A 24,457-nucleotide genomic window follows, 5' to 3' on the forward strand; every position below is an offset into this window, starting at 1 on the left:
AATAAAGGGAGAGACGCCATGTACCAGCATTTCATCGAAGGACTGCAACGCCTCGGCCGGGCACTGATGCTGCCCATCGCGATCCTGCCCATCGCCGGCCTGTTGCTGCGCCTGGGCGACACCGACCTGTTGAACATCGCCATCATCCACGATGCCGGCCAGGCGATTTTTGCCAACCTGCCGCTGATCTTCTCCATCGGCATCGCCGTGGGCTTCGCCCGGGACAACAACGGGACGGCGGGGTTGGCCGGGGCCATCGGTTACCTGGTGATGATCGCGACCTTGAAGGTGCTCGATGCCAGCATCAACATGGGCATGCTCGCCGGGATCATCAGTGGCCTGCTGGCCGGCGCGCTGTACAACCGTTTCAAGGACATCAAGCTGCCGGAATACCTGGCGTTCTTCGGTGGTCGGCGCTTCGTGCCGATTGTCACCGGTTTCAGCGCCGTGGGCCTGGGGGTGGTGTTCGGCCTGATCTGGCCGCCGATCCAGCAGGGCATCAACAGTTTCGGCGCCTTGCTGATGGAAAGCGGCAGTTTCGGTGCCTTCGTGTTCGGCGTGTTCAACCGGCTGCTGATCGTCACCGGCCTGCACCACATCCTCAATAATATGGCCTGGTTCATCTTCGGCAGCTTCACCGATCCGCAAACCGGCGCGGTGGTCACCGGCGACCTGACCCGCTACTTTGCCGGCGACCCGAATAGCGGCCAGTTCATGACCGGCATGTTCCCGGTGATGCTCTTCGGCCTGCCCGCTGCGTGCCTGGCGATGTACCGCAATGCCCTGCCCCAGCGGCGCAAAGTCATGGGGGGGATCCTGCTGTCCATGGCGCTGACGTCGTTTCTCACGGGTGTCACCGAACCGATCGAGTTCGCCTTCATGTTCCTTGCGCCGCTGCTGTTCCTGTTGCATGCCTTGCTCACCGGGCTGTCGATGGCGATCACCGATTGGCTGAACATCCGCTTGGGCTTTACCTTCTCCGGCGGCTTCATCGACATGGTGCTCGGCTGGGGCAAGTCGAATAACGGCTGGCTGGTGGTGCCGGTGGGACTGGTCTATGCCGTGATCTATTACACGGTGTTCGACTTCTGCATTCGCCGCTTCGACCTGAAAACCCCAGGGCGTGAAGAAGTGCCCGCCGGTGACAAACCGGTCATCGCCCAGAACCAACGAGCCGGGGCCTACATCGAAGCACTCGGCGGTGCCGACAACCTGATCACCGTCGGCGCCTGCACCACTCGGCTGCGGTTGGACATGGTGGATCGCAACAAGGCCTCCGACGCGCAACTCAAGGCCCTGGGCGCCATGGCCGTGGTGCGTCCCGGCAATGGCGGGAGTTTGCAGGTGGTGGTCGGGCCGATGGCCGACAGCATCGCCGATGAAATCCGCCTGGCCCTGCCTTCCTCCGACCGCCCTGCCGCTGCGCCCGTGGCCACGGTGGTTGAACCGGTCACCGCGACCAGCGTGTCCGGGGTCGAAGCGCAACAGTGGCTGGATGCGCTGGGTGGCGGTGGCAATGTGTTGCAGCTCGATTGCGTGGCGATGAGCCGGTTGCGGGTGCGCCTGGCCGATGGCAAAAGACTGTCGGAAAGCGGCCTCAGGGCACTGGGATGCCAGGGGGTCAGCCCGTTGGAAGGCGGTGTCTGGCACCTGTTGCTGGGGGAGAAAGCGCCGGGGTTGTGGCAAGTGTTGGAGGGAATGGTGCTGAGCCGTCAGGCCGATGTGAAAGCCTAGTCCCCCAATCTCTGTGGTTCCGTTTACACCGGTGAATCGCTATCGCGAGCAAGCTCCCACAGAGAATTTGTGTTGTTCGACCGGTGATCCACACCACTCTCTCTGGAAAAGTACAATCCCCCGTGGCGAGGGAGCTTGCTCCCGCTGGGGTGCGAAGCAGCCCCTTGGATCTGCCAGACACACCGAGTTGCCAGAGTGTTATGGGGCTGCTGCGCAGCCCAGCGGGAGCAAGCTCCCTCGCCACAGGGTTCGTGTACATAGATAAATCGGCTTCAAATAGCGCCCAATAAAAAACCCGCTGATTCATCAGCGGGTTTTTCATTTCAACGGCCCGGGATCAAAAATCCTCCAACCGCCACACTTCATACGCCGGTGTCTCGTAGGGATGGCTCTGTTTCAGCGCGTCCACCACCCCACGAATCAGCTCATCGGCTACGACAAGCTCCACTTTCCATTCCTCGACCTGCTCGACCTGCCCCGCCTCGCCGATGAACGGCTGGCTGCCGTCCAACGGGCGAAACTGGCCCAGGCCCAGGACTTGCCAGGCGCAGCGGTCATAGTCGCCGATTCGCCCGCCACCGGCAGCGAATACGGCGTTTTTGACCACGTCCAGATGGCTGGCCGGGACGAAGAAGCAGAGCTTGTACACCGCCTTAGTTCACCCAGACGCGCGCGTTACGGAACATGCGCATCCATGGCGCGTCTTCGTTCCAGTCGTCCGAACGCCACGAGTTCTGCACCGCGCGGAATACGCGCTCCGGGTGCGGCATCATGATCGTGACGCGGCCGTCGCGGCTGGTCAGGCCGGTGATCCCGCGCGGCGAGCCGTTCGGGTTGGCCGGGTAGGTTTCGGTGACCTTGCCGTGGTTGTCGACGAACCGCAGCGACACGCAACCGGACAGGTCCGCTTCGAGCAGCGCCTCTTCGCTTTCGAATTCCGCATGGCCTTCGCCGTGGGCGATGGCGATCGGCATGCGCGAACCGGCCATGCCCTGCAGGAAGATCGAGTTCGATTCCTGCACCTGGACCATCGCCACGCGCGCTTCGAACTGCTCGGAACGGTTACGCACGAAGTGCGGCCAGAACTCGCTGCCCGGGATCAGTTCGTGCAGGTTGGACATCATCTGGCAACCGTTGCACACGCCGAGGGTGAAGCTGTCGGTACGTTCGAAGAAGCCCTGGAACGCATCGCGGGCACGGCTGTTGAACAGCGCCGACTTGGCCCAGCCTTCACCGGCACCCAGCACGTCACCGTAGGAGAAACCGCCACAGGCGACCATGCCCTTGAAGTCATTCAGGTCGACACGACCGGCCAGGATGTCGCTCATGTGCACGTCGATCGCGTTGAAACCGGCACGGTCGAATGCCGCCGCCATTTCCACCTGACCGTTGACGCCCTGCTCGCGCAGGACCGCCACTTGTGGGCGAATGCCTTTCTTGATGTAGGGCGCGGCCACGTCGTGGTTGACGTCGTAGCTGAGCTTGGCGCTCAGGCCCGGGTTGTCTTCTTCCAGCAGTGCATCGAATTCCTGCTCGGCGCAGTCGGCGTTGTCCCGCAGGCGCTGGATCTGGTAGCTGGTTTCCGCCCACTGGCGCTGCAACAGGCTGCGCTGGCCTTCGAAGACGGTGTCGCCGTTGAAGGTGATGTTGATGTGGGCGTTGTTGATCGGCTGGCCGATCACCGAAACGCAGTCGGCCAGGCCAGCCGCGCTGAACTGGGCGAGGATGTCCGGGGTGGCGTCCTGGCGAACCTGGATCACCGCGCCCAACTCTTCGTTGAACAGGATGGCCGGGATTTCGGCGCTGGACTCGGCCACGCTGTCGAGGGTCAGGCTCAGGCCGCAGTGACCGGCAAAGGCCATTTCCACCACGGTGGTCAGCAAGCCGCCGTCGGAACGGTCGTGGTAGGCCAGCAGGTGACCGTCGGCGTTAAGGCCCTGGATCACGGCGAAGAACGCTTTCAGGTCTTCGGCATCGTCGACGTCCGGCGCTTGCGAGCCGAGCTTGCCGTGCACCTGGGCCAGGATCGAGGCGCCCATGCGGTTTTGGCCACGGCCCAGGTCGATCAGGATCAGATCGGTGGTGCCCTTGTCCATGCGCAGTTGCGGGGTCAGGGTCTGGCGGATGTCGGTGACCGGGGCAAAACCGGTCACGATCAGCGACAGCGGCGAGGTCACGCTCTTGTCCACGCCTTCGTCGTTCCAGCGCGTGGCCATGGACATGGAGTCCTTGCCCACCGGAATGGTGATGCCCAGCTCAGGGCACAGCTCCATGCCGACAGCCTTGACGGTGTCGTACAGGCGGGCGTCTTCACCCGGGTGACCGGCGGCGGACATCCAGTTGGCCGACAACTTGATGTCGGAAATCTTGCCGATGCGCGAAGCCGCGATGTTGGTCAGGGTCTCGCCAATCGCCATGCGGCCGGACGCCGGGGCGTCCAGCAGCGCCAGCGGCGTGCGCTCGCCCATCGCCATGGCTTCGCCGGTGTAGACGTCGAAGCTGGTGGCGGTCACGGCCACGTCGGCCACCGGCACCTGCCATGGGCCGACCATCTGGTCACGGGCCACGAGGCCGGTGATAGTGCGGTCGCCGATGGTGATCAGGAAGCTCTTGCTCGCCACGGCCGGGTGATGCAGTACACGCTCGATGGAGTCGGCGATGTCGAGTGTCGATGGATCGAAATCATCGCCCAGCTCCGCTTCGCGAACGGCCGAACGGTGCATGCGCGGGGCTTTGCCCAGCAGCACTTCCAGCGGCATGTCCACCGGGCTGTTGCCGAAATGGCTGTCGGTGACGGTCAGTTGCGGCTCGGCGGTGGCTTCACCCACTACCGCGAACGGGCAACGCTCGCGCTCGCAAATGGCCTGGAAACGTTCGAAGTCGGCCGGACCGACCGCCAGGACGTAACGCTCCTGGGATTCGTTGCTCCAGATTTCGTGCGGGGCCATGCCCGGCTCGTCGTTCGGAATGTTGCGCAGTTCGAAGCGGCCACCACGGCCGCCGTCGTTGACCAGTTCCGGGAAGGCGTTGGACAGGCCGCCCGCGCCGACGTCGTGGATGAAGCTGATGGGGTTGTGTTCACCCAACTGCCAGCAACGGTCGATGACTTCCTGGCAACGGCGTTCCATTTCCGGGTTTTCCCGCTGGACCGACGCAAAGTCCAGGTCGGCCGAGCTGGTGCCGGTGGCCATGGAGGAAGCGGCGCCGCCACCCAGGCCGATCAGCATGGCCGGGCCACCGAGGACGATCAGCTTGGAGCCGACCAGGATCTCGCCTTTCTGCACGTGGTCGGCGCGGATGTTGCCCATGCCGCCAGCCAACATGATCGGCTTGTGGTAACCACGGACTTCCTCACCGCGCGGGGTGGTGATGGACTGTTCGAAGGTACGGAAATAGCCGGTCAGGGCCGGACGGCCGAATTCGTTGTTGAACGCCGCGCCCCCCAGGGGGCCTTCGATCATGATGTCCAGGGCGTTGACGATGCGCTCAGGCTTGCCGTACGGCTTTTCCCACGGCTGTTCCCACGGCTGTTCAAAACCCGGGATCTGCAGGTTCGACACGGTGAAGCCGGTCAGGCCGGCCTTGGGCTTGGCACCACGCCCGGTGGCGCCTTCGTCGCGGATCTCGCCACCGGAACCGGTGGACGCGCCCGGGAACGGGGCGATGGCGGTCGGGTGGTTGTGGGTCTCGACCTTCATGAGGATGTGCACCGGCTCCTGGACCGCACCGTACTGGCGGGTCTCAGGGTTCGGGTAGAAACGACCGGCAACGTTGCCGACGATCACCGCCGCGTTGTCCTTGTAGGCCGACAGCACACCTTCGTTATGCATCTGGTAGGTGTTCTTGATCATGCCGAACAGGCTTTTTTCCTGGCTCTGGCCGTCAATGTCCCAACTGGCGTTGAAGATCTTGTGGCGGCAATGCTCGGAGTTGGCCTGGGCGAACATCATCAGTTCGATGTCGTGAGGGTTGCGCTTCAAGCCCTGGAAAGCGTTGACCAGGTAATCGATCTCGTCTTCGGCCAGGGCCAGGCCCAGTTCGCCGTTGGCTTTTTCCAGCGCGGCACGGCCGCCGCCCAGTACGTCGATGGCGGTCAGTGGCTTGGGTTCGGCGTGGCTGAACAGGCCGGCGGCCTGCTCCAGGTTGCCCAGCACGACCTGGGTCATGCGGTCATGCAGGCCGTCGGCGATCAGTTGGGCCTCGGCCTCGCTGAATTCACCGGCGACATAAAAGGCAATACCGCGCTCCAGGCGCTGGACTTTCGCCAGGCCGCAGTTGCGGGCGATGTCGCTGGCCTTGCTCGACCACGGCGAAATGGTGCCGAAACGCGGCAGTACCAGGAACAGGCGACCGGCCGGCTCCTGGACAGGAACACTGGGACCGTACTTCAGAAGGCGCGCAAGCACCTGCTGTTCGTCGCCGGTCAAACCGCCGGTGACTTCGGCGAAGTGAGCGAATTCAGCATACAAGCCACTGACAGCCGGAACCTTCTGGCTCAGTTGCTCAAGGAGTTTGCTGTGGCGAAAGGCAGAAAGGGCAGGAGCGCCGCGCAGGATCAACATCTTCGGGACAGCCTCGGGAAGGGGGTGTGCTTTGAGGCCGTGCATTCTAGCCTAAACCGCCGGCAACGGCACCCGAAACGGCACGCGCAGTGCTGGCCGAATGTCGGTCTTTGCGTGCGCGACGGTATCGGACACCCGCGCCAAGGCTGCCGAAGAGATATTTTTCAGCGATGCAAAGCCCTGCGCGCCCCGGCCGGCCTGTGTTGCGGACATGTTTTGCAATGGCTAGCAGACTGGCCTTTTGCTGTCGAGATATGGCGGTAGGGGCCGTTTGCGTATACTGCGCAGATGTTTTCCCCAACGGCTTTGCGTCCGCGATATGCCAGATGGCTGATCGCAACCGGACTCTTCCTGGTGCTCAGTGGTTGTGTTGAGAAACCCAACACACTGGAGCGCGTAAAGGAGGATGGCGTGCTGCGGGTGGTTACCCGAAACAGCCCCGCCACCTACTTTGAGGATCGTAACGGTGAAACCGGCTTCGAGTACGAGCTGGTGAAGCGCTTCGCCGACGATTTGGGGGTGGAACTGAAGATAGAGACCGCCGACAACCTCGACGATCTGTTCAGCCAGATCGGCAAGCCCAACGGTCCGGTATTGGCGGCCGCGGGCCTGGTCAGCAGCGAACAGCGCAAGAAGCAGGTACGGTTTTCCCGCTCCTACCTGGAAGTCACCCCGCAGATCATCTACCGCAACGGCCAGTCACGCCCCACCGACGCCGCCGCTTTGGCCGGCAAAAAAATCATGGTGCTCAAGGGCAGCACTCACGCCGAACAACTGGCACAGCTTAAACAGCAATACCCGGGCATCGAATACGAAGAGTCCGACGCGGTTGAAGTGGTCGACCTGCTACGCATGGTGGATGAGGGCCAGATCGACCTGACCCTGGTGGACTCCAACGAAGTGGCGATGAACCAGGTGTACTTCCCCAACGTGCGCGTGGCGTTCGACCTGGGTGATGCCCGCAGCCAGAGTTGGGCGGTCGCCCCCGGTGAAGACAACAGCCTGCTCAACGAGATCAACAGCTACCTGGACAAAGTGCAGAAGAACGGCACCCTGCAGCGCCTCAAAGACCGCTATTACGGGCACGTCGATGTCCTCGGCTACATGGGCGCCACCACCTTCGCCCAGCATTTGCAGCAACGGCTGCCCAAATACGAACAGCACTTCAAGGCCTACGCCAAGAAAGAGAAAGTCGACTGGCGCCTGCTGGCCGCCATTGGCTATCAGGAATCGCTGTGGCAACCGGCGGTCACGTCCAAGACCGGCGTGCGCGGCCTGATGATGCTGACCCAGAACACCGCCCAGGCCATGGGCGTGTCCAACCGCCTGGATCCGAAGCAGAGCATCATGGGCGGCGCCAAGTACCTGGCCTACATGAAGGATCAACTGGACGAAAGCATCCAGGAGCCCGACCGCACCTGGTTCGCCCTCGCCGCCTATAACGTGGGCAGCGGTCACCTGGACGATGCGCGCAAACTGGCGGCCAAGGAAGGGCTGAACCCGAACAAGTGGCTGGATGTGAAGAAGATCCTGCCGCGCCTGTCGCAGAAACAGTGGTACAGCAAGACCCGCTATGGCTACGCCCGGGGCGGCGAGCCGGTGCATTTCGTGGCGAACATCCGTCGCTACTACGACATCCTGACCTGGGTGACGCAGCCGCAGCTCGAAGGCAACCAGGTGGCCGAGGGCAATCTGCACGTGCCGGGAGTCGACAAGAGCAAGCCTAACCAGGAAAGCCCGCAGCTCTGACAGCTGTACACCATCCCGATGCAGTGATGAATCTGTGGCGAGGGAGCTTGCTCCCGCTGGGGCGCGAAGCGGCCCTAGTAACTCCCTGGCAACCCGGTGTGTCTGGCAGATCCAAGAAGCTGCTGCGCAGCCCTGATGCAGTGATGAACCATTGTGGCGAGGGAGCTTGCTCCCGCTGGGGCGCGAAGCGGCCCTAGTAACTCCCTGGCAACCCGGTGTGTCTGGCAGATCCAAGGGGCTGCTGCGCAGCCCAGCGGGAGCAAGCTCCCTCGCCACAATGAATCAGGCAAGCCCTAAGTGAGCAGCCAGTCTTATGGCCGCGGTCAGGACTTGGCGGCAGCCAGGATCAGCGCCTTCATTTCCGATACAGCCGACTTGAACCCGACGAACAACGCATGGGCCACCAACGCGTGGCCGATGTTCAGCTCGTTGATGCCCTTGATCGCCGCGACGGCTTCGACGTTGTGGTAGTGCAGGCCATGGCCGGCGTTGACGATCAGGCCCTTGGCCAGGCCGAAGGCGACACCGTCAGCGACTCGCTGCAGCTCATCGGCCACATCCGTGGGAGTCTCGGCATCAGCGTAACGGCCCGTGTGCAGCTCGATGGCCGGCGCGCCAACACGCTTGGAAGCCTCGATCTGCCGTTCGTCGGCATCAATGAACAGCGATACCTCGGCGCCAATCTTCGACAAGCGCTCCACTGCCAAGCTGATCCGCGCCTCCTGCCCCGCCACGTCGAGACCGCCTTCGGTGGTCAGCTCCTGGCGAGTCTCCGGCACCAGGCAGATGTGCGCCGGGCGGATGAGCTCAGCGAACGCCATCATCTCTTCGGTCACGCCCATTTCGAAGTTCATGCGGGTTTGCAGCACGTCCTTGAGCAGCAGCACATCTCGCTCCTGGATGTGACGACGGTCTTCACGCAAGTGTACGGTGATGCCGTCGGCACCCGCCTCTTCCGCGTCCAATGCGGCCTTGACCGGATCCGGGTAACGCGTACCCCGGGCCTGGCGCAGGGTGGCGACATGGTCGATGTTCACGCCGAGAAGAATGCGATTGCTGGTGCTCACAAAAAGGCTCCTGAATGGACGAATAGTCGGCCCACAGCATACGGGTTGATCAGGGCTTGCGAAACAACTCGCGACTGACCAGTGGCCGCCCGCCCAGGTGCACAGCCAGGGCCTGGCGCATCAGCCGCTTGGCTGCCGACAAGGCGCCTGGCGCACTCCAGTCGGCCTCGGCCATCGCCAGCAGCTCAGCCCCATTGAACAGCCCCGGTTGCAACAGGTAGACCTGCTCCAGGCCAGCATCCACCTGTAAGCGGTAAAGACCGTCCGCCGCGACGGGTTCGCCGTGCAGATCAGTGTTCAGAGCGAAGCCGTAGCCCAGGTCATCCAGTAGCCGCCACTCAAAGGAGCGCAGCAGCGGCTCCAGCGGCCGCCCTTCAGCCAGGGCCAGTAGCGTGGCGGCGTAGTGGTCGAAGACGGCCGGGTGGGGATCTTCGGCCGGCAGCAGGCGGATCAACAGTTCATTGAGGTACAAGCCGCTGAACAGCGCCTCACCGTTGAGCCACGCCGCGACGCCATTGCTTTCCATGCGCCCGACATTTTTCAACTCGCCTCGACCACGGAACTCGACTTCCAGCGGCACGAACGGCCGCGCCAGTGTCCCGGCCTTGCCCCGCGCTCCACGCAACACCGCCCGCAGCCGCCCTTGCGGCGTGAGGAAGTCCACCAGGGCGCTGCTTTCGCGGTAGGCGCGGCTGTGGAGGACGTAGGCGGGTTGGGCGATGGGTTGGCTTGGGGACATCAGGGGCCTGAATATCAGAAGATATCGACTATGGAAGAGAGCCTTGTGGCGAGGGAGCTTGCTCCCGCTGGGCTGCGAAGCAGCCCCCTTGGATCTACCAGACACACCGAGTTGCCGGAAGGGTATTGGGGCTGCTGCGCAGCCCAGCGGGAGCAAGCTCCCTCGCCACAAGAGCCCGCCCACCATGATCCGGGGATTACAGGTCGCCGTAACCCAACGACCGCAGCGCCCGCTCGTCGTCGGACCAGCCACCCTTCACCTTGACCCACAGGTTGAGCATGATCTTGGAGTCGAACAGCAGTTCCATGTCCTTGCGCGCCTCGGTGCCGATGCGCTTGATGCGCTCGCCCTTGTCGCCAATGATGATTTTCTTCTGGCCGTCACGTTCGACGAGGATCAAGGCGTGGATATGCAGGGTCTTGCCCTGTTGCTTGAACTCTTCGATCTCGACCGTGATCTGGTAGGGCAACTCGGCCCCCATCTGACGCATGATTTTCTCGCGCACCAGCTCGGCGGCGAGGAAACGGCTGCTGCGGTCGGTGATCTGGTCTTCGGGGAAGAAGTGATCGTTTTCCGGCAGATGTTCGGCAATGACCCGCTCCAACGCGTCGAGGTTATGGCCGTGCTGGGCAGAGATCGGGATGATCTGGGCGTTCGGCAACTGTTCCTGCAACCAGGACAGGTGCGGCATCAGTTCCGCCTTGTCTTCGATCCGATCGGTCTTGTTCAGCGCCACGATCAGCGGGCCGGTGACGTATTGGACGCGCTCGAGGACCATCTGGTCTTCGTCGGTCCACTTGGTGCGGTCGACCACGAAGATCACCACGTCGACGTCTTTCAACGCCGCCGAGGCAGTCTTGTTCATGTAGCGGTTCAGGGCCTTTTCGCCGCCCTTGTGCATGCCCGGGGTGTCGACGTAGATCGCCTGCACGGCGCCTTCGGTCTTGATGCCCAGCATGTTGTGGCGGGTCGTCTGGGGCTTGCGCGAGGTGATCGCCAGCTTCTGGCCCAGGATGTGGTTCAGCAGCGTGGATTTACCCACGTTCGGCCGACCGACAATGGCGACATAGCCGCAGCGGGTGACGGTTGTATCAGTCATTGCCATTCTCCACACCCAGGGCAATCAATGCTGCGGCGGCCGCTACCTGTTCGGCAATACGACGACTCACACCCTGACCCCGGCTTTTTTCATTCAATAGGACCACTTCGCATTCGACGAAGAAGGTACGGCAATGCGGCTCACCCTGGATATCCACGACTTCGTAGCGCGGCAGCTCGCAACTGCGCGATTGCAGGAATTCCTGCAAACGGGTCTTCGGATCCTTGTTGGTGTCCACCAGCGTCAGGCTGTCGATCTCGGACGTCAGCCAGGCCAGCACGCGTTCACGCGCCATTTCCATGCCTGAGTCCAGATAGATCGCGCCGATCAAGGCTTCCAGGGCATCGGCCAGGATAGATTCGCGACGGAAACCGCCACTTTTCAGCTCGCCGGAGCCCAGGCGCAGGTAGTCGCCCAGGTCAAAACCACGGGCCAGTACGGCCAGGGTCTCACCTTTTACCAAGCGCGCGCGCAAACGCGACAATTGGCCTTCGCGGGCCAGCGGGAAACGCTCGAACAGCGCCTCACCGGCCACGAAGTTGAGGATGGCATCACCGAGGAATTCCAGGCGTTCGTTGTTGCGCCCGGCAAAACTGCGGTGAGTGAGGGCCAGGAGCATCAGGTCCTGGTCCTTGAAGGTGTAGCCGAGCTGACGCTCGAGACGGCTTAGAGAAACGCTCACGGTTTACCCACGCTGAGTTCGTGGCTGGATTCCACCGCCACGGCGGCAAGGCGCCGTTGGCTTGGGACAATTAACGCTGTGTTCAAAAATACGTCCTGACTATCGTTGGCTTCATGCCTTCGGGCAACCTTGCGCAGGCTCCAGAAAAGCATTCGGCGCTGTGTTCAACAGCGCCGTGGGTGATTACTTGATCAGGCCAACCCGCGAGAAATTCGGCAGGTGACTGAGTTTGGGTTCCGGCCAGCTCATCCAGACCGCAAAGGCCTTGCCGACGATGTTCCGGTCCGGGACCATGCCCAGCAGGTCCTTGGGAATGTTCGGATCATCCCAGTACCGGCTGTCGTTGGAGTTGTCGCGGTTGTCTCCCATCATGAAGTAGTGCCCCGCCGGCACGGTCCACGAATGGTCCGGTGTCGCGCGGTAGCGGCTCATTTCCTTGCGGATCAGGTGCTCGGCCTCGCCGAGTTTTTCCCGGTAGAGCTCGGCACTGCCCAGCGTACCCGGCTCGGAGCCGAGCAACTGTTCGGCCACGGATTCGCCATTGACGAACAGGCGCTTGTCGGCGGTGTAGCGAACCGTGTCGCCCGGCAGGCCGACGACACGCTTGATGTAGTTGACGTTCGGGTCGCTCGGGAAGCGGAACACCATGACATCGCCGCGTTGCGGATCACCGACTTCGATGACTTTCTTGTCGATCACCGGCAGGCGGATCCCGTAGGAAAACTTGTTCACCAGGATGAAATCGCCCACGTCCAGGGTCGGCTTCATCGAGCCGGAGGGAATCTGGAAGGGTTCCACCAGGAACGAGCGCAGCACCAGCACGATGAACAACACCGGGAAGAACGACTTGCCGTATTCGACCAGCAGCGGTTCCTTGTTGAGCTTTTCGATCACCACACCATCAGGCTGGCTGACGCTGCCCTGATAAGAGGCGATGGCCGCCCGGCGCCGAGGCGCCAGGAACAACAGATCAAGCAACGCCAACAGGCCGCAGACAAACACGGCGATAACCAGCAACAGCGGGAAATTTAGCGACATAGGACCTAACTATCCAACCTGAGCACCGCAAGGAAGGCTTCCTGTGGAATTTCCACGTTACCGACCTGCTTCATGCGTTTTTTACCGGCCTTCTGCTTTTCCAACAGCTTGCGCTTACGGCTGACGTCGCCACCGTAGCATTTGGCCAATACGTTCTTTCTGAGCGCCTTGACGGTTGTACGCGCCACAATCTGCCCGCCAATGGCGGCCTGGATTGCCACGTCGAACATCTGCCGCGGAATCAGTTCCTTCATCTTCTCGGTCAATGCACGACCTTTGTAGTGCGCGTTATCACGGTGCACGATCAATGCCAGGGCATCGACTTTCTCACCGTTGATCAGCACATCCAGCTTCACCAGATTAGCCGATTGGTAACGATCGAAATGATAGTCCAGCGAAGCATAGCCGCGACTGGTGGATTTGAGGCGGTCGAAGAAGTCCAGTACCACCTCGTTCATCGGCAGGTCGTAGGTCACCTGGACCTGCGTGCCGAGGAACAGCATGTCGTGTTGTACGCCACGCTTCTCGATGCACAACGTAATGACGTTGCCCAGGTGCTCCTGAGGCACAAGGATGTTGGCCCGCACGATCGGTTCGCGCATGTCTTCGATGGCCGACAGGTCCGGCAGCTTGGACGGGTTGTCGACGTAGAGGGTCTCGCCGTTCTTGAGCAACAGCTCGAAAATAACCGTCGGTGCCGTGGTGATCAGGTCCAGGTCGTATTCGCGCTCCAGGCGCTCCTGGATGATTTCCATGTGCAACATGCCCAGGAATCCGCAACGGAAACCGAAGCCCAGGGCATCGGAGCTTTCCGGGGTGTATTGCAGGGACGAGTCGTTCAGGGTCAGCTTCTGCAGGGCTTCGCGGAAATCCTCGAAGTCGTCGGAGCTGACCGGGAACAGGCCGGCATAGACCTGCGGCTGGATGCGTTTGAAACCTGGCAGCACATCGACGTCGGGGGTGGAACTCAAGGTCAGGGTGTCGCCGACCGGCGCCCCGTGGATGTCCTTGATACCGGCGATGATGAAGCCCACTTCACCGGCCTTCAGGTCTACGGTAGCGGTATGTTTCGGGTTGAATACACCGACGCTGTCCACCAGGTGGATCTTGCCGGTGGACTTGACCAGGATCTTGTCGCCCTTCTTCACGCGGCCATGGCGCACGCGAACCAGGGACACCACGCCCAGGTAGTTGTCGAACCAGGAGTCGATGATCAACGCTTGCAGCGGATCTTCGATGTTGCCGGTCGGCGCGGGAATGGTGTGCACCAGGCGCTCGAGCACTTCGTCCACGCCCAGGCCGGTCTTGGCGCTGCAGGTGACCGCGTCGGTGGCGTCGATGCCGATGATTTTCTCGATTTCTTCCTTCACGCGGTCCGGATCGGCCTGGGGCAGGTCGATCTTGTTCAGCACCGGCATGACTTCCAGGCCCTGCTCGATGGCCGTGTAGCAGTTGGCAACCGACTGGGCTTCGACGCCCTGGCCGGCATCGACCACCAGCAGCGCACCTTCACAGGCCGCCAGCGACCGGCTGACTTCATAGGTGAAGTCGACGTGGCCCGGGGTATCGATGAAGTTCAGCTGATAGGTGATGCCGTCGCGGGCCTTGTAGTAGAGGGTAACGCTGTGGGCCTTGATGGTGATCCCGCGTTCACGTTCGAGGTCCATGGAGTCCAGGACCTGGGCTTCCATTTCACGCTCGGCCAGGCCGCCGCACATCTGGATGAAGCGATCGGCCAGCGTCGACTTGCCATGGTCAATGTGGGCGATGATGGAGAAATTGCGGATATGACTCAAATCACTCACGGATCAACACTCAAAAAGGCTGCAGGCATAGCCCGCCGAAAAATAGCCGGGGATTGTACCTGATACAGACGCCATTGTGGCGAGGGGATTTATCCCCGCTGGGTTGCGAAGCAGCCCCACGATCCATCAGCCATCGCGATGTGCCAGGCAGGGCGCAGGGGGCTGCTTCGCAGCCCAGCGGGGATAAATCCCCTCGCCACAGCAAGCTCCCTCGCCACAGAAGCCCGCTCGCCACAAGAATCGGGGTCAACCCGCCCGACGCAACAGCCAAAGCCCGGCCAACGCGCAGACACCGGCCGGCACCAGCACCGCAAACAGCGGTGAGAAGCCGAACACCAGGCTCGACGGCCCCAGCAGATCCTGGGCAATGCGGAAAGTGAAGCCCACCAGTACACCGGTAAACACCCGCTGGCCAAGGGTCACCGAACGCAGCGGACCAAAAATGAAGGAAATCGCCATCAACACCAGGGCGGCGGTGACCAACGGCTGCAACACCTTGACCCAAAAAGCCAGCCAATAGCGGCCGTTATTCAAGCCCTGGTCCGCCAGATAGTGGATATACCCCCACAAGCCGGTAATCGACAGGGATTCGGGCGCCATCACCACGGTGCTGAGCAGTTGCGGGCTGATCGACACGTCCCAACGCTCCCGTGGGGCGGCGACCACCTCGGTGCGCTTGTCATGGAACAAGGTGGTAGTGACATCGATCAACTGCCAGTGGTCCTCGGCGAATTTGGCGCGCTTGGCGAAGCTCGACGACAGCATGTGCCGCTGGTCGTCGAAGCGATAACGGGTCACCCCGTACAGGATGCCGTTGGGCTGGACCGAGTTGATATGGATGAACTCGTCGCCCTGGCGGTGCCACAGGCCGTGCTTGGCGCTTTGCGCATCGCCGCCGCCCTGGGCCAGGGAACGGTTGGCCTGGGCAGTATTTTCGGTGGCTGGGGCGATGTATTCGCCGATCAGCACACCCACCAGCATCAACACCAGCATGGGCTTCATCACCGCCCAGACGATCCGACCAATGGACACGCCGGCGGCGCGCATGATGGTCAGCTCGCTGTTGCTGGCCAGGCTGCCCAGGCCGATCAGGCAACCGATCAGCGCGGCCATCGGCAGCATGTCGTACAAACGCCGTGGCGCCGTCAGCAGCACGTAGCTCGCCACGTCCGTCAGCGTATAGGTGTCGCTGACATCGCTCATTTCATCGATGAAGGCAAACAGGGTCGCCAGACCGAGGATGATCCCCAGCACCGCAAGGATCGCCATGAACACGCTGCTGCCGATGTACCGATCGAGTTTAACCACGGGCCACCTCCAGCGCGCTGCGACGACTGGCCAGCTTCAGGCGTAGCGGCTCCCAATAGAGCAGCCCCAGGCCGATGGCCAGGAAGATCGAGTGCACCCACCACAGGCCCAAGGCGGGCGGAATCTTGCCTTTCTCCAACGCACTGCGAGCGGAAATCAGGATGGTCAGGTAAGCCATATACAGAAGAATCGCCGGCAGCAGCTTGAGGAAACGCCCCTGGCGCGGGTTGACCCGCGACAGCGGGACCGCCATGAGGGTCACGATGAACACCAGCAGCGGCAAGGACAGGCGCCATTGCAGCTCGGTACGGGCACGAATGTCCTTGTTGCCCAGCAGGCTGGCGGTCGGCATCGCGTCGCGATCAGTGACTTCGTCGCTGACCTCGGGCTTGGGCAACAGCACGCCATAGGTGTCGTACTTGATGGCCCGGTAATCGGCCTGTCCCGGCTTGCCGTCATAGCGATAGCCGTTTTCCAGGATCAGGTAGCGGTTGCCGTCGGGGTTGATTTCCTGCCGGCCCTTCTCGGCCACTAGCACGGAAATGCCACGGTCCTTCTTGGTATCCGAAGACAGGTTCTTTTGGGTAATGAAGACGCCGGCCAGGTCGATCCGGTCGTCCGAGAGCTGTTCGGTGTAGGTCACCCGCGTGCCGTCGCGCAGGGCCTGGAAACGCCCTGGCACCAGGGTGTCGAACTCGGTCATGGCGTCCTGCTGGTTGATCAGCAACTGGAACTGGTTGGCGCCTTGGGGGGCCAGGCTCAGGCTCAGCCAGGCCACCACCAACGCCACCAACGTGGCCGGGAACAGCGTCATGCGAAACAGGCGCTGTTGGCTCATACCGGTGGCCGACAGCACGGTCATTTCGCTGTCCAGGTACAAGCGCCCGTAGGCCAGCAGGATGCCGAGGAACAACCCCAGCGGCAGGATCAATTGCAAGAAGCCCGGCAGGCGGAACCCCATGATCAGGAACAGCGAGCCCGGGTCCAGGGCGCCGGAAGCCGCCTGGGCGAGGTATTTGATGAAGCGCCCGCTCATGATGATGACCAGCAGCACGGCGCTGACGGCGCTCAGGGTCAGCAGGACTTCACGGGATAGATAACGAAAGACGATCACACCAGACACTCCAGGGTTGTCAGGCTGGGTTTTGTATGAAAAGTGCCTGCGCGACGATCATGCTGCGTTGAAAACAGGCTCGGAATGCTCATTGACAGCCAGTCAACTCCGCTTCCTCGCCTGTTTTCGCCTTGCCTGATCGCCGTTCGGCGACTTTGCATAAAAACCCTTAAGGCGGCCAAACAAGCAAACGTATCGAGTCGGCCCGCCAACGCGAGCCGCCGAAAAAAGAGCCGCATTATCCTGTGATTGGAGGCGCCTGTCACTTCGCACGCTTTAAGCCGGTGCTTAAAGCCAAAAGTTAGCGCCGTCGAGGGTTGTCAGGCTCGGGCGCCGAGGTTCAAACTGCGGCCTTTGTCGCCGGCGCGACCGTGACCGTTTCACTCAGGACTTGTGGCGAGGGAGCTTGCTCCCGCTGGGCTGCGTAGCAGACCCCGCTTCTTTGCGGTTGCTGCGCAACCGAGCGGGAGCAAGCTCCCTCACCACAAGTCAGCGCCTGGCATCTTGACCATTGACTCAGGGATCCGGACATGGAACTGGTTGTAAAAAGCGTCAGCCCAGAAACGTTGAAAACCGCCACGCTGGTGGTTGCCGTCGGTGAAAACCGCAAGCTCGGCGTGGTCGCCACCCAGCTCGATACCCTGAGCGGCGGGGCCATCAGCGCCGTACTCAAGCGCGGCGACCTGGCCGGCAAGGTCGGCCAGAGCCTGTTACTGCACAACCTGCCCAACCTCAAGGCCGAGCGCGTGCTGCTGGTGGGCGTGGGCAAGGACGCTGAACTGGGCGATCGTCCGTTCCGTAAACTCATCGCCGGCGTGCTGGGCACCCTCAACGGCCTTGGCGGCGCTGATGCCGCCCTGGCGTTGGACGAGTTGGTGATCAAGGGCCGCGATAGCTACGGCAAGAACCGCTTGCTGGCCGAAACCCTGGTAGACGGCGAATACCGGTTCGACCAGTTCAAGAGCCAGAAAGCCGAACCCCGCACCCTGAAAAAAATCACCGTGCTGACCATCAAAGCCGCCCAGGCTGAAGTCCAGCGCGCCGTGACCCACGCCACCGCGATTGCCAACGGCATGGCGTTTACCCGCGACCTGGGCAACCTGCCACCGAATATCTGCCACCCGACGTTCCTCGGCGAACAAGCCAAGGCACTGGGCAAGGAATTCAAGGGCCTGAAGGTCGAAGTCTTCGACGAGAAGAAGATCAAGGACCTGGGCATGGGCTCGTTCTACGCCGTTGGCCAGGGCAGCGCCCAACCACCGCGCCTGATCGTCATGCAATACAACGGTGGCAAGAAGTCCGAGAAGCCGTACGCACTGGTCGGCAAGGGCATCACCTTCGACACCGGCGGCATCAGCCTCAAGCCGGGCGCTGGCATGGATGAGATGAAGTACGACATGGGTGGCGCCGCGAGCGTGTTCGGCACCCTGCGCGCCGTGCTCGAACTGCAACTACCGATCAACCTGGTGTGCATCCTGGCCTGCGCCGAGAACATGCCCAGCGGCACGGCCTCGCGTCCGGGTGACATCGTCACCACCATGAGCGGCCAGACCGTTGAAATCCTCAACACCGACGCCGAAGGCCGCCTGGTGTTGTGCGACGCCCTCACCTACTCCGAGCGCTTCAAGCCGCAAGCGGTGATCGACATCGCGACCCTGACCGGTGCTTGCATCGTCGCCCTGGGCTCCCACACCTCGGGCCTGCTGGGCAACAACGACGAGTTGATCGGCCAACTGCTCAGCGCCGGCCAACAAGCTGACGACCGCGCCTGGCAACTGCCGCTGTTCGACGAATACCAGGAACAACTGGACAGCCCGTTCGCCGACATCGCCAACATCGGCGGCCCGAAAGCCGGGACCATCACCGCAGCCTGCTTCCTGTCGCGCTTTACCAAGAACCTGAACTGGGCGCACCTGGACATCGCCGGCACGGCGTGGACCAGCGGCGGCAAGGACAAGGGCGCCACCGGTCGTCCGGTGCCCCTGCTGACCCAGTACCTGCTGGACCGCGCCAAGGCCTGACACCAATGACCGTCGTTGGCCCCACCCTCGGGTGGGGTCATCGGCGGCTCAGGAACCGCAATGACCAAAGTCGATTTCTATATCCTGCCCAGCGCCGACCCGTCGGCGCGGCTGGATTTCGCCTGCAAGCTCACCGAAAAGGCCTGGCGCATGGGCCACCGCATCTACCTGCATTGCAGCGATGCCGCCCAACGCGAGGACCTGGACGCACGCCTGTGGGCTTTCAAGGGCGAGAGCTTCGTGCCCCACGGCCCGGCCGAAAGCGAACCCGAGGGGGTGATCGTGCTGGGACTGGGGGACGACTGCGGCCAGCACCAGGACCTGCTGGTCAACCTCGACCTGAAAGTTCCGGCCTTTGCCCAGCGCTTCGCCCGTGTGGCGGAAGTGGTGGTCGAAGACCCGGCCATCCGACAAGCCGCGCGGGAGAGTTTCCGTTTCTACCGCGAACAGGGCTATCCTCTGCAAGACCACCGTTTACAGCGACTCTGAGCCCTACGATGGACACTCCAAAACCGCCACAAAAACCCGCGCACCTGCTGGATGACCTCGAGTCGATCCGCCAACTGCTCGGCGACGACAACCTGCAACCGCCACTGCTGACCGACACGGTCGTGCACGAGCCAGTGCATGACGAACAGATCCCCCTGCTGTTCGACCCGATCAACGGCCAGCCGGAACCCAAGCCTGCTGCCAAGACCGAAGCCAAAGGGCCCGACGCCCTGTTGCACCTGGACCGCGAACTGCGCGCTGCTGCGCAGTTGATCATGCAAGACGTCATCGACGACTTCGCCCCGCACATCGAGACCGAGATCAAGCGTCGGCTGGATGCACGGATGGAGCGCTTGCTCAGTCAGTACGAATAAAAGCACTCCCCCGCTTTTTGTGGCGAGGGAGCTTGCTCCCGCTCGGCTGCAAAGCAGCCGTAACACTGGCGAGCAGCCCCCTCTCACTCACCTTGACACTTTTGGGGGCCGCTTCGCGCCCCAGCGGGAGCAAGCTCCCTCGCCACAGGATTTGTTGCGCCTGTTAATACGCGCTCACTGCGTGCTGGCTCGCCCTGCGTCCTTCGCCCCGCTATACTTCCCGGCTTTTCCTGAATAAATGCCAATAGGGTCCCGCCGCGCATGGATAAGACCTACCAGCCGCACGCCATTGAAACTTCCTGGTACAACACCTGGGAGTCCGAGAATTATTTCGCTCCGCAAGGCGCGGGCGATTCCTACACCATCATGATCCCGCCGCCTAACGTCACTGGCAGCCTGCACATGGGCCACGGTTTCAACAACGCGATCATGGACGCCCTGATCCGTTTCCGCCGCATGCAGGGTCGCAACACCTTGTGGCAGCCGGGTACCGACCACGCCGGTATCGCCACGCAGATGCTGGTGGAGCGTCGCCTCGAAGCCCAGGGCCAGAATCGCCATGACCTGGGTCGCGAAAAATTCCTGGAGAAAGTCTGGGAATGGAAAGACGAGTCCGGTGGCAACATCAGCCGCCAGATCCGTCGCCTCGGCTCGTCGGTAGACTGGAGCCGCGAGCGCTTCACCATGGACGATGGCCTCTCCGAAGCGGTGAAAGAAGCCTTTGTACGCCTGCACGAAGACGGGCTGATCTATCGCGGCAAGCGCCTGGTCAACTGGGACACCAAGTTGCACACGGCCATTTCCGACCTCGAAGTGGAGAACCATGACGAGAAAGGTTTCCTGTGGAACCTGAAGTACCCGCTGGCCGACGGCGCCAAGACCGCCGAAGGCAAGGATTACCTGATCGTCGCCACCACGCGTCCGGAAACCATGTTGGGCGACTCGGCCGTGGCGGTGAACCCGAACGATGAACGCTACCAGGCGCTGATCGGCAAGTTCGTCGAGCTGCCCCTGGTTGGCCGTCGTATCCCGATCATCGGCGACGACTACTGCGACCCGGAATTCGGCACCGGCTGTGTGAAAATCACCCCGGCCCACGACTTCAACGACTACGAAGTCGGCAAGCGCCACAACCTGCCGCTGCTGAACATCTTCGACAAGAACGCCAACGTCCTACCGGCAGCCCAGGTGTTCAACCTGGACGGCACGCTGAACGAGAGCATCGACGGCCAGATCCCGGCTGAATACGCCGGCCTGGACCGTTTCGAGGCGCGCAAGCAGATCGTCGCGGCGTTCGACGCCGCCGGCCTGCTGGTCAGCGTCGACGATCATGCCCTGAAAGTTCCGAAAGGCGACCGCTCCGGCACCATCATCGAGCCGTGGTTGACCGACCAGTGGTACGTGTCCACCAAGCCGCTGGCTGAACCTGCGATTGCCGCCGTGGAAGATGGCCGCATCCAGTTCGTGCCCAAGCAATACGAAAACATGTACTTCTCCTGGATGCGTGACATCCAGGATTGGTGCATCAGCCGCCAGCTGTGGTGGGGCCATCGCATCCCGGCCTGGTACGACGAGTCGGGCAAGGTCTACGTCGGCCGCGATGAAGCCGAAGTCCGCGCCAAGCACAACCTCGGTCCGGACGTCACGTTGCAGCAGGACAACGACGTCCTCGACACCTGGTTCAGTTCGGGCCTGTGGACCTTCTCGACCCTGGGCTGGCCGCAACAGACCGAGTTCCTGAAGAAATTCCACTCCACCGACGTGCTGGTCACCGGTTTCGACATCATTTTCTTCTGGGTCGCCCGGATGATCATGTTGACCATGCACCTGGTGAAGAACGAAGACGGCACACCGCAAGTGCCGTTCAAGACGGTCTATGTCCACGGCCTGGTGCGCGATGGCCAGGGCCAGAAGATGTCCAAGTCCAAGGGCAACGTCCTCGACCCGTTGGACATCATCGACGGCATCGACCTGGAAACCCTGGTGCAGAAACGCACCTCCGGCCTGATGCAGCCAAAACTGGCGAAGAAGATCGAGAAGGCCACCCGCGAAGAGTTCGCCGAGGGCATCGCCAGCTACGGCACCGACGCCCTGCGCTTCACCTTCTGCTCGCTGGCGTCCACCGGTCGCGACATCAAGTTCGACATGGGTCGCGTCGAAGGCTACCGCAACTTCTGCAACAAGATCTGGAACGCCGCGCGCTACGTGCTGGATAAAGGTGAAGACTGCGGCCAGAACGGCGAAGCCTTCGAGCTGACCCTGGCTGATCGCTGGATCATCTCCCAGCTGCAACGCACCGAGGCCGAAGTGACCCGCCAGTTGGATCAGTTCCGTTTCGACCTGGCCGCACAAGCCTTGTACGAGTTCATCTGGAACCAGTACTGCGACTGGTACCTGGAGCTGTCCAAGCCAGTGCTGTGGGACGAAAACGCCCCGGTCGAGCGCCAGCGCGGCACCCGTCGCACCCTGGTGCGCGTATTGGAAGTGGCCCTGCGCCTGGCGCATCCGTTCATGCCGTTCATCACCGAGGAAATCTGGCAGCGCATCGCACCGCTGGCCGGCGCCCAAGGCAAGACGATCATGCTGCAACCTTGGCCTGTGGCCAACGAAAGCCGCATCGATCCGGCGGCCGAAGACGACATCGAATGGCTCAAGACCTTCATGCTCGGCCTGCGTAACATCCGCGCCGAAATGAACATCGGCCCGGGCAAGCCGCTAACCCTGTTCCTGAAGAATGCCAGCGCCGAAGACCTGCGCCGCCTCAACGAGAACGAGGCGCTGCTCAAGAAACTGGCGAAGCTGGAATCGGTGACCGTCCTGGCTGCCGGCGAAGAAGCACCATTGTCGGCCACCGCCCTGGTCGGCGAGATGGAAGTGCTGGTGCCAATGGCGGGCCTGATCGACAAGGCCGCGGAACTGGCGCGCCTGGACAAGGAAATCCTGCGCCTCAAAGGCGAAGTGCAGCGGGTCGGCGGCAAGCTGTCCAACGCCGGCTTCGTCGACAAGGCGCCGGCCGAAGTCATCGAGAAAGAACGGGCCAAACTGGCCGAGGCGGAACAGGCCTTGGGCAAACTGGCCGAGCAGCACGCGCGGATCTCCAGTCTGTAACGAGGGTTCGTCGCTGAAGGAGGAGGCCCTGGTGGCCTCCTTCTTTTTGCCTGGCACTTTCTCACTCATGCTGAGCCCCTGTGGGAGCGAGCTTGCTCGCGATAGCGGTGGGTCAGCTTGCATCAATGCTGGATGTGTCGCCGCCATCGCGAGCAAGCCCGCCCCCACATTTAATCGGCACAAGCCTCAAGACCAGGCCGGATGTGGGACAATGCCCGCCACTTTTTGAGCCATCCCCGAATCGACCCGCCCATGACCGCCCCCCGCACACCCAAACCAGCCCGCCAGAAGCCCAAGTCCACCCCAGAGGCTAAAACCGTGGCGCCGCGTGAGAAGGCCAGCCTGCATCCGCGCAACCGCCACCAGGGCCGCTATGACTTCCCAGCGTTGATCAAGAGCACGCCGGAACTGGCGAAGTTCGTGATCATCAACCCCTACGGTAAAGAAAGCATCGACTTTGCCAGCCCCGAAGCCGTACGGGTGTTCAACCGGGCGCTGCTCAAAGCTTTCTATGGCATCGCCCACTGGGATATCCCGGCCGATTACCTGTGCCCGCCGGTGCCAGGTCGGGCGGACTATGTGCACTTCCTCGCCGATTTGCTCGCCAGCCACAACGCCGGTGAAATCCCCCGCGGGGCAGCAGTCAAGGTGCTGGACATTGGCACCGGCGCCAACTGCGTCTATCCGTTGATCGGCTACAGCGACTACCGCTGGCACTTCCTCGGTTCGGAGATCGACCCGACGGCCATCGCCTCGGCCAAGGCCATCGTCCAGTCCAATGGCTTGAACAAAGCCATCCAGTTGCGCCAGCAAGCCAACCGCAAGCAGATTCTCCTGGGCCTGCTGGAAGACACCGAACGGTTCGACCTGACGATGTGCAACCCGCCGTTCCATGCGTCCCTGGAGGAAGCCACCAAGGGCAGCCAGCGCAAGTGGCGGGCACTGGGCAAGGCCGATCCGAAGCGCAAGCTGCCGGTGCTGAATTTCGGCGGGCAGGCTGCGGAGTTGTGGTGCGAAGGCGGGGAAGCCCGGTTCGTGACGCAACTGATCGGCGAAAGCGCGCAGTTGGCCGGGCAAGTGCTGTGGTTCAGCACCCTGGTGTCAAAAGCGTCGAACCTGCCGGCGATTCAAACCGCGCTGAAAAAGGCCGGGGCGCTGCACAGCCAGGTGGTGGAGATGTCCCAGGGCCAGAAGCAGAGTCGCTTCGTGGCCTGGACCTTCCAGACCGAGGCCCAGCAACAGGCCTGGCGCCAGGCGCGCTGGGTCCGTAAGGACTGAATCGGGGTCGCCACGCCTGTGGCGAGGGAGCTTGCTCCCGCTGGGGCGCGCAGCGGCCCTGGAGCCCGGCGACGCGGTGGATCAGGTCGATTGAGTGAGCTTGAGAGGGGCTGCTGCGCAGCCCAGCGGGAGCAAGCTCCCTCGCCACAAAAGCCCAAAAGCCCAAAAGCTCAAAAGCCCAAAAGCTCAAAAGCTCAAAAGCTCAAAAGCCCAAAAGCTCAAAAGCTCAAAAGCTCAAAAGCTCAAAAGCTCAAAAGCTCAAAAGCTCAAAAGCTCAAAAGCTCAAAAGC

Annotated in this window: 18 protein-coding genes; 8 read left to right on the forward strand and 10 right to left on the reverse strand. The window is 62.3% G+C overall.

Translation table 11 applies throughout. The annotated features are described in order from the left end of the window. Window positions 1-18: 18 nt before the first annotated feature. Entirely contained in the window at window positions 19-1,734 is a 1,716-nt protein-coding gene (nagE, locus tag BLU76_RS17440) for an N-acetylglucosamine-specific PTS transporter subunit IIBC (RefSeq protein WP_092146886.1), read from the forward strand. Between the two features lie 337 nt (window positions 1,735-2,071). Here nagE and BLU76_RS17445 read toward each other — a convergent pair whose 3' ends face one another. Both BLU76_RS17445 and purL read right to left on the reverse strand, forming a co-directional pair. Then, window positions 2,072-2,383, reverse strand: coding sequence for a YqfO family protein (locus BLU76_RS17445; RefSeq protein ID WP_092223648.1), 312 nt, complete (start codon window positions 2,381-2,383; stop codon window positions 2,072-2,074). A 4-nt stretch (window positions 2,384-2,387) separates the two neighbouring features. Then, window positions 2,388-6,296 carry a phosphoribosylformylglycinamidine synthase gene (gene purL, locus BLU76_RS17450; RefSeq protein WP_092223650.1) on the reverse strand — a complete coding sequence of 1,303 codons (3,909 nt, stop codon included), beginning with the start codon at window positions 6,294-6,296 and terminating at the stop codon, window positions 2,388-2,390. A 288-nt stretch (window positions 6,297-6,584) separates the two neighbouring features. Between purL and mltF the strand changes: the two genes are divergently transcribed. Continuing rightward, entirely contained in the window at window positions 6,585-8,045 is a 1,461-nt protein-coding gene (mltF, locus tag BLU76_RS17455; RefSeq protein WP_092146880.1) for a membrane-bound lytic murein transglycosylase MltF, read from the forward strand. Window positions 8,046-8,368: 323 nt separating this feature from the next. Here the strand turns inward: mltF and pdxJ are convergent, their stop codons facing one another. The 8 genes from pdxJ to lptF form a co-directional block, all read right to left on the reverse strand. Continuing rightward, a complete protein-coding gene (pdxJ, locus tag BLU76_RS17460; protein ID WP_063324536.1) occupies window positions 8,369-9,112 on the reverse strand; it encodes a pyridoxine 5'-phosphate synthase in 744 nt (247 codons plus the stop codon). 49 nt (window positions 9,113-9,161) lie between these two features. After that, window positions 9,162-9,851, reverse strand: a complete 690-nt coding sequence (gene recO / locus BLU76_RS17465) for a DNA repair protein RecO (protein ID WP_063324535.1) — start codon at window positions 9,849-9,851, stop codon at window positions 9,162-9,164. A gap of 196 nt (window positions 9,852-10,047) precedes the next feature. Next, window positions 10,048-10,950 (reverse strand): GTPase Era, encoded by a 903-nt coding sequence (era, locus tag BLU76_RS17470; RefSeq protein WP_063324534.1) that lies wholly within the window; start codon window positions 10,948-10,950, stop codon window positions 10,048-10,050. Then, window positions 10,943-11,632, reverse strand: a complete 690-nt coding sequence (gene rnc, locus BLU76_RS17475; RefSeq protein WP_057448995.1) for a ribonuclease III — start codon at window positions 11,630-11,632, stop codon at window positions 10,943-10,945. The genes era and rnc overlap by 8 nt, the downstream gene beginning before the upstream one ends. 183 nt (window positions 11,633-11,815) lie before the next feature. Beyond that, complete coding sequence (gene lepB, locus BLU76_RS17480) at window positions 11,816-12,670, reverse strand: signal peptidase I (protein ID WP_063324533.1); 855 nt, start codon at window positions 12,668-12,670, stop codon at window positions 11,816-11,818. A gap of 5 nt (window positions 12,671-12,675) precedes the next feature. Continuing rightward, window positions 12,676-14,475, reverse strand: a complete 1,800-nt coding sequence (gene lepA, locus BLU76_RS17485) for a translation elongation factor 4 (RefSeq protein WP_063324532.1) — start codon at window positions 14,473-14,475, stop codon at window positions 12,676-12,678. A gap of 246 nt (window positions 14,476-14,721) precedes the next feature. Next, a complete protein-coding gene (lptG, locus tag BLU76_RS17490) occupies window positions 14,722-15,783 on the reverse strand; it encodes an LPS export ABC transporter permease LptG (protein WP_063324531.1) in 1,062 nt (353 codons plus the stop codon). Continuing rightward, window positions 15,776-16,897: an LPS export ABC transporter permease LptF gene (lptF, locus tag BLU76_RS17495; protein ID WP_063324530.1), complete on the reverse strand. Its 1,122-nt coding sequence runs from the start codon at window positions 16,895-16,897 to the stop codon at window positions 15,776-15,778. Before lptF ends, lptG begins: the two co-directional genes overlap by 8 nt. 530 nt (window positions 16,898-17,427) lie before the next feature. Between lptF and BLU76_RS17500 the strand changes: the two genes are divergently transcribed. The 6 genes from BLU76_RS17500 to BLU76_RS31695 form a co-directional block, all read left to right on the forward strand. Further along, window positions 17,428-18,918 carry a leucyl aminopeptidase gene (locus BLU76_RS17500; protein WP_092146875.1) on the forward strand — a complete coding sequence of 497 codons (1,491 nt, stop codon included), beginning with the start codon at window positions 17,428-17,430 and terminating at the stop codon, window positions 18,916-18,918. Between the two features lie 60 nt (window positions 18,919-18,978). Next, complete coding sequence (locus BLU76_RS17505) at window positions 18,979-19,407, forward strand: DNA polymerase III subunit chi (protein ID WP_092223652.1); 429 nt, start codon at window positions 18,979-18,981, stop codon at window positions 19,405-19,407. An 8-nt stretch (window positions 19,408-19,415) separates the two neighbouring features. Further along, window positions 19,416-19,781: a hypothetical protein gene (locus tag BLU76_RS17510; protein WP_027911412.1), complete on the forward strand. Its 366-nt coding sequence runs from the start codon at window positions 19,416-19,418 to the stop codon at window positions 19,779-19,781. A gap of 261 nt (window positions 19,782-20,042) precedes the next feature. After that, the gene (locus tag BLU76_RS17515; RefSeq protein ID WP_092223654.1) at window positions 20,043-22,889 is read left to right on the forward strand and encodes a valine--tRNA ligase; all 2,847 of its coding nucleotides are present in this window, start codon (window positions 20,043-20,045) and stop codon (window positions 22,887-22,889) included. A 252-nt stretch (window positions 22,890-23,141) separates the two neighbouring features. Continuing rightward, on the forward strand, window positions 23,142-24,167 hold the full coding sequence (gene rlmF, locus BLU76_RS17520; protein ID WP_063324526.1) for a 23S rRNA (adenine(1618)-N(6))-methyltransferase RlmF: 1,026 nt from the start codon (window positions 23,142-23,144) through the stop codon (window positions 24,165-24,167). Window positions 24,168-24,257: 90 nt separating this feature from the next. Then, window positions 24,258-24,457, forward strand: a 200-nt coding sequence (locus BLU76_RS31695; RefSeq protein WP_218190245.1) for a hypothetical protein, incomplete at its 3' end; no start/stop codon positions are given.

Source organism: Pseudomonas sp. NFACC08-1, assembly GCF_900106735.1.
GTDB lineage: Bacteria > Pseudomonadota > Gammaproteobacteria > Pseudomonadales > Pseudomonadaceae > Aquipseudomonas > Aquipseudomonas fluorescens_Q.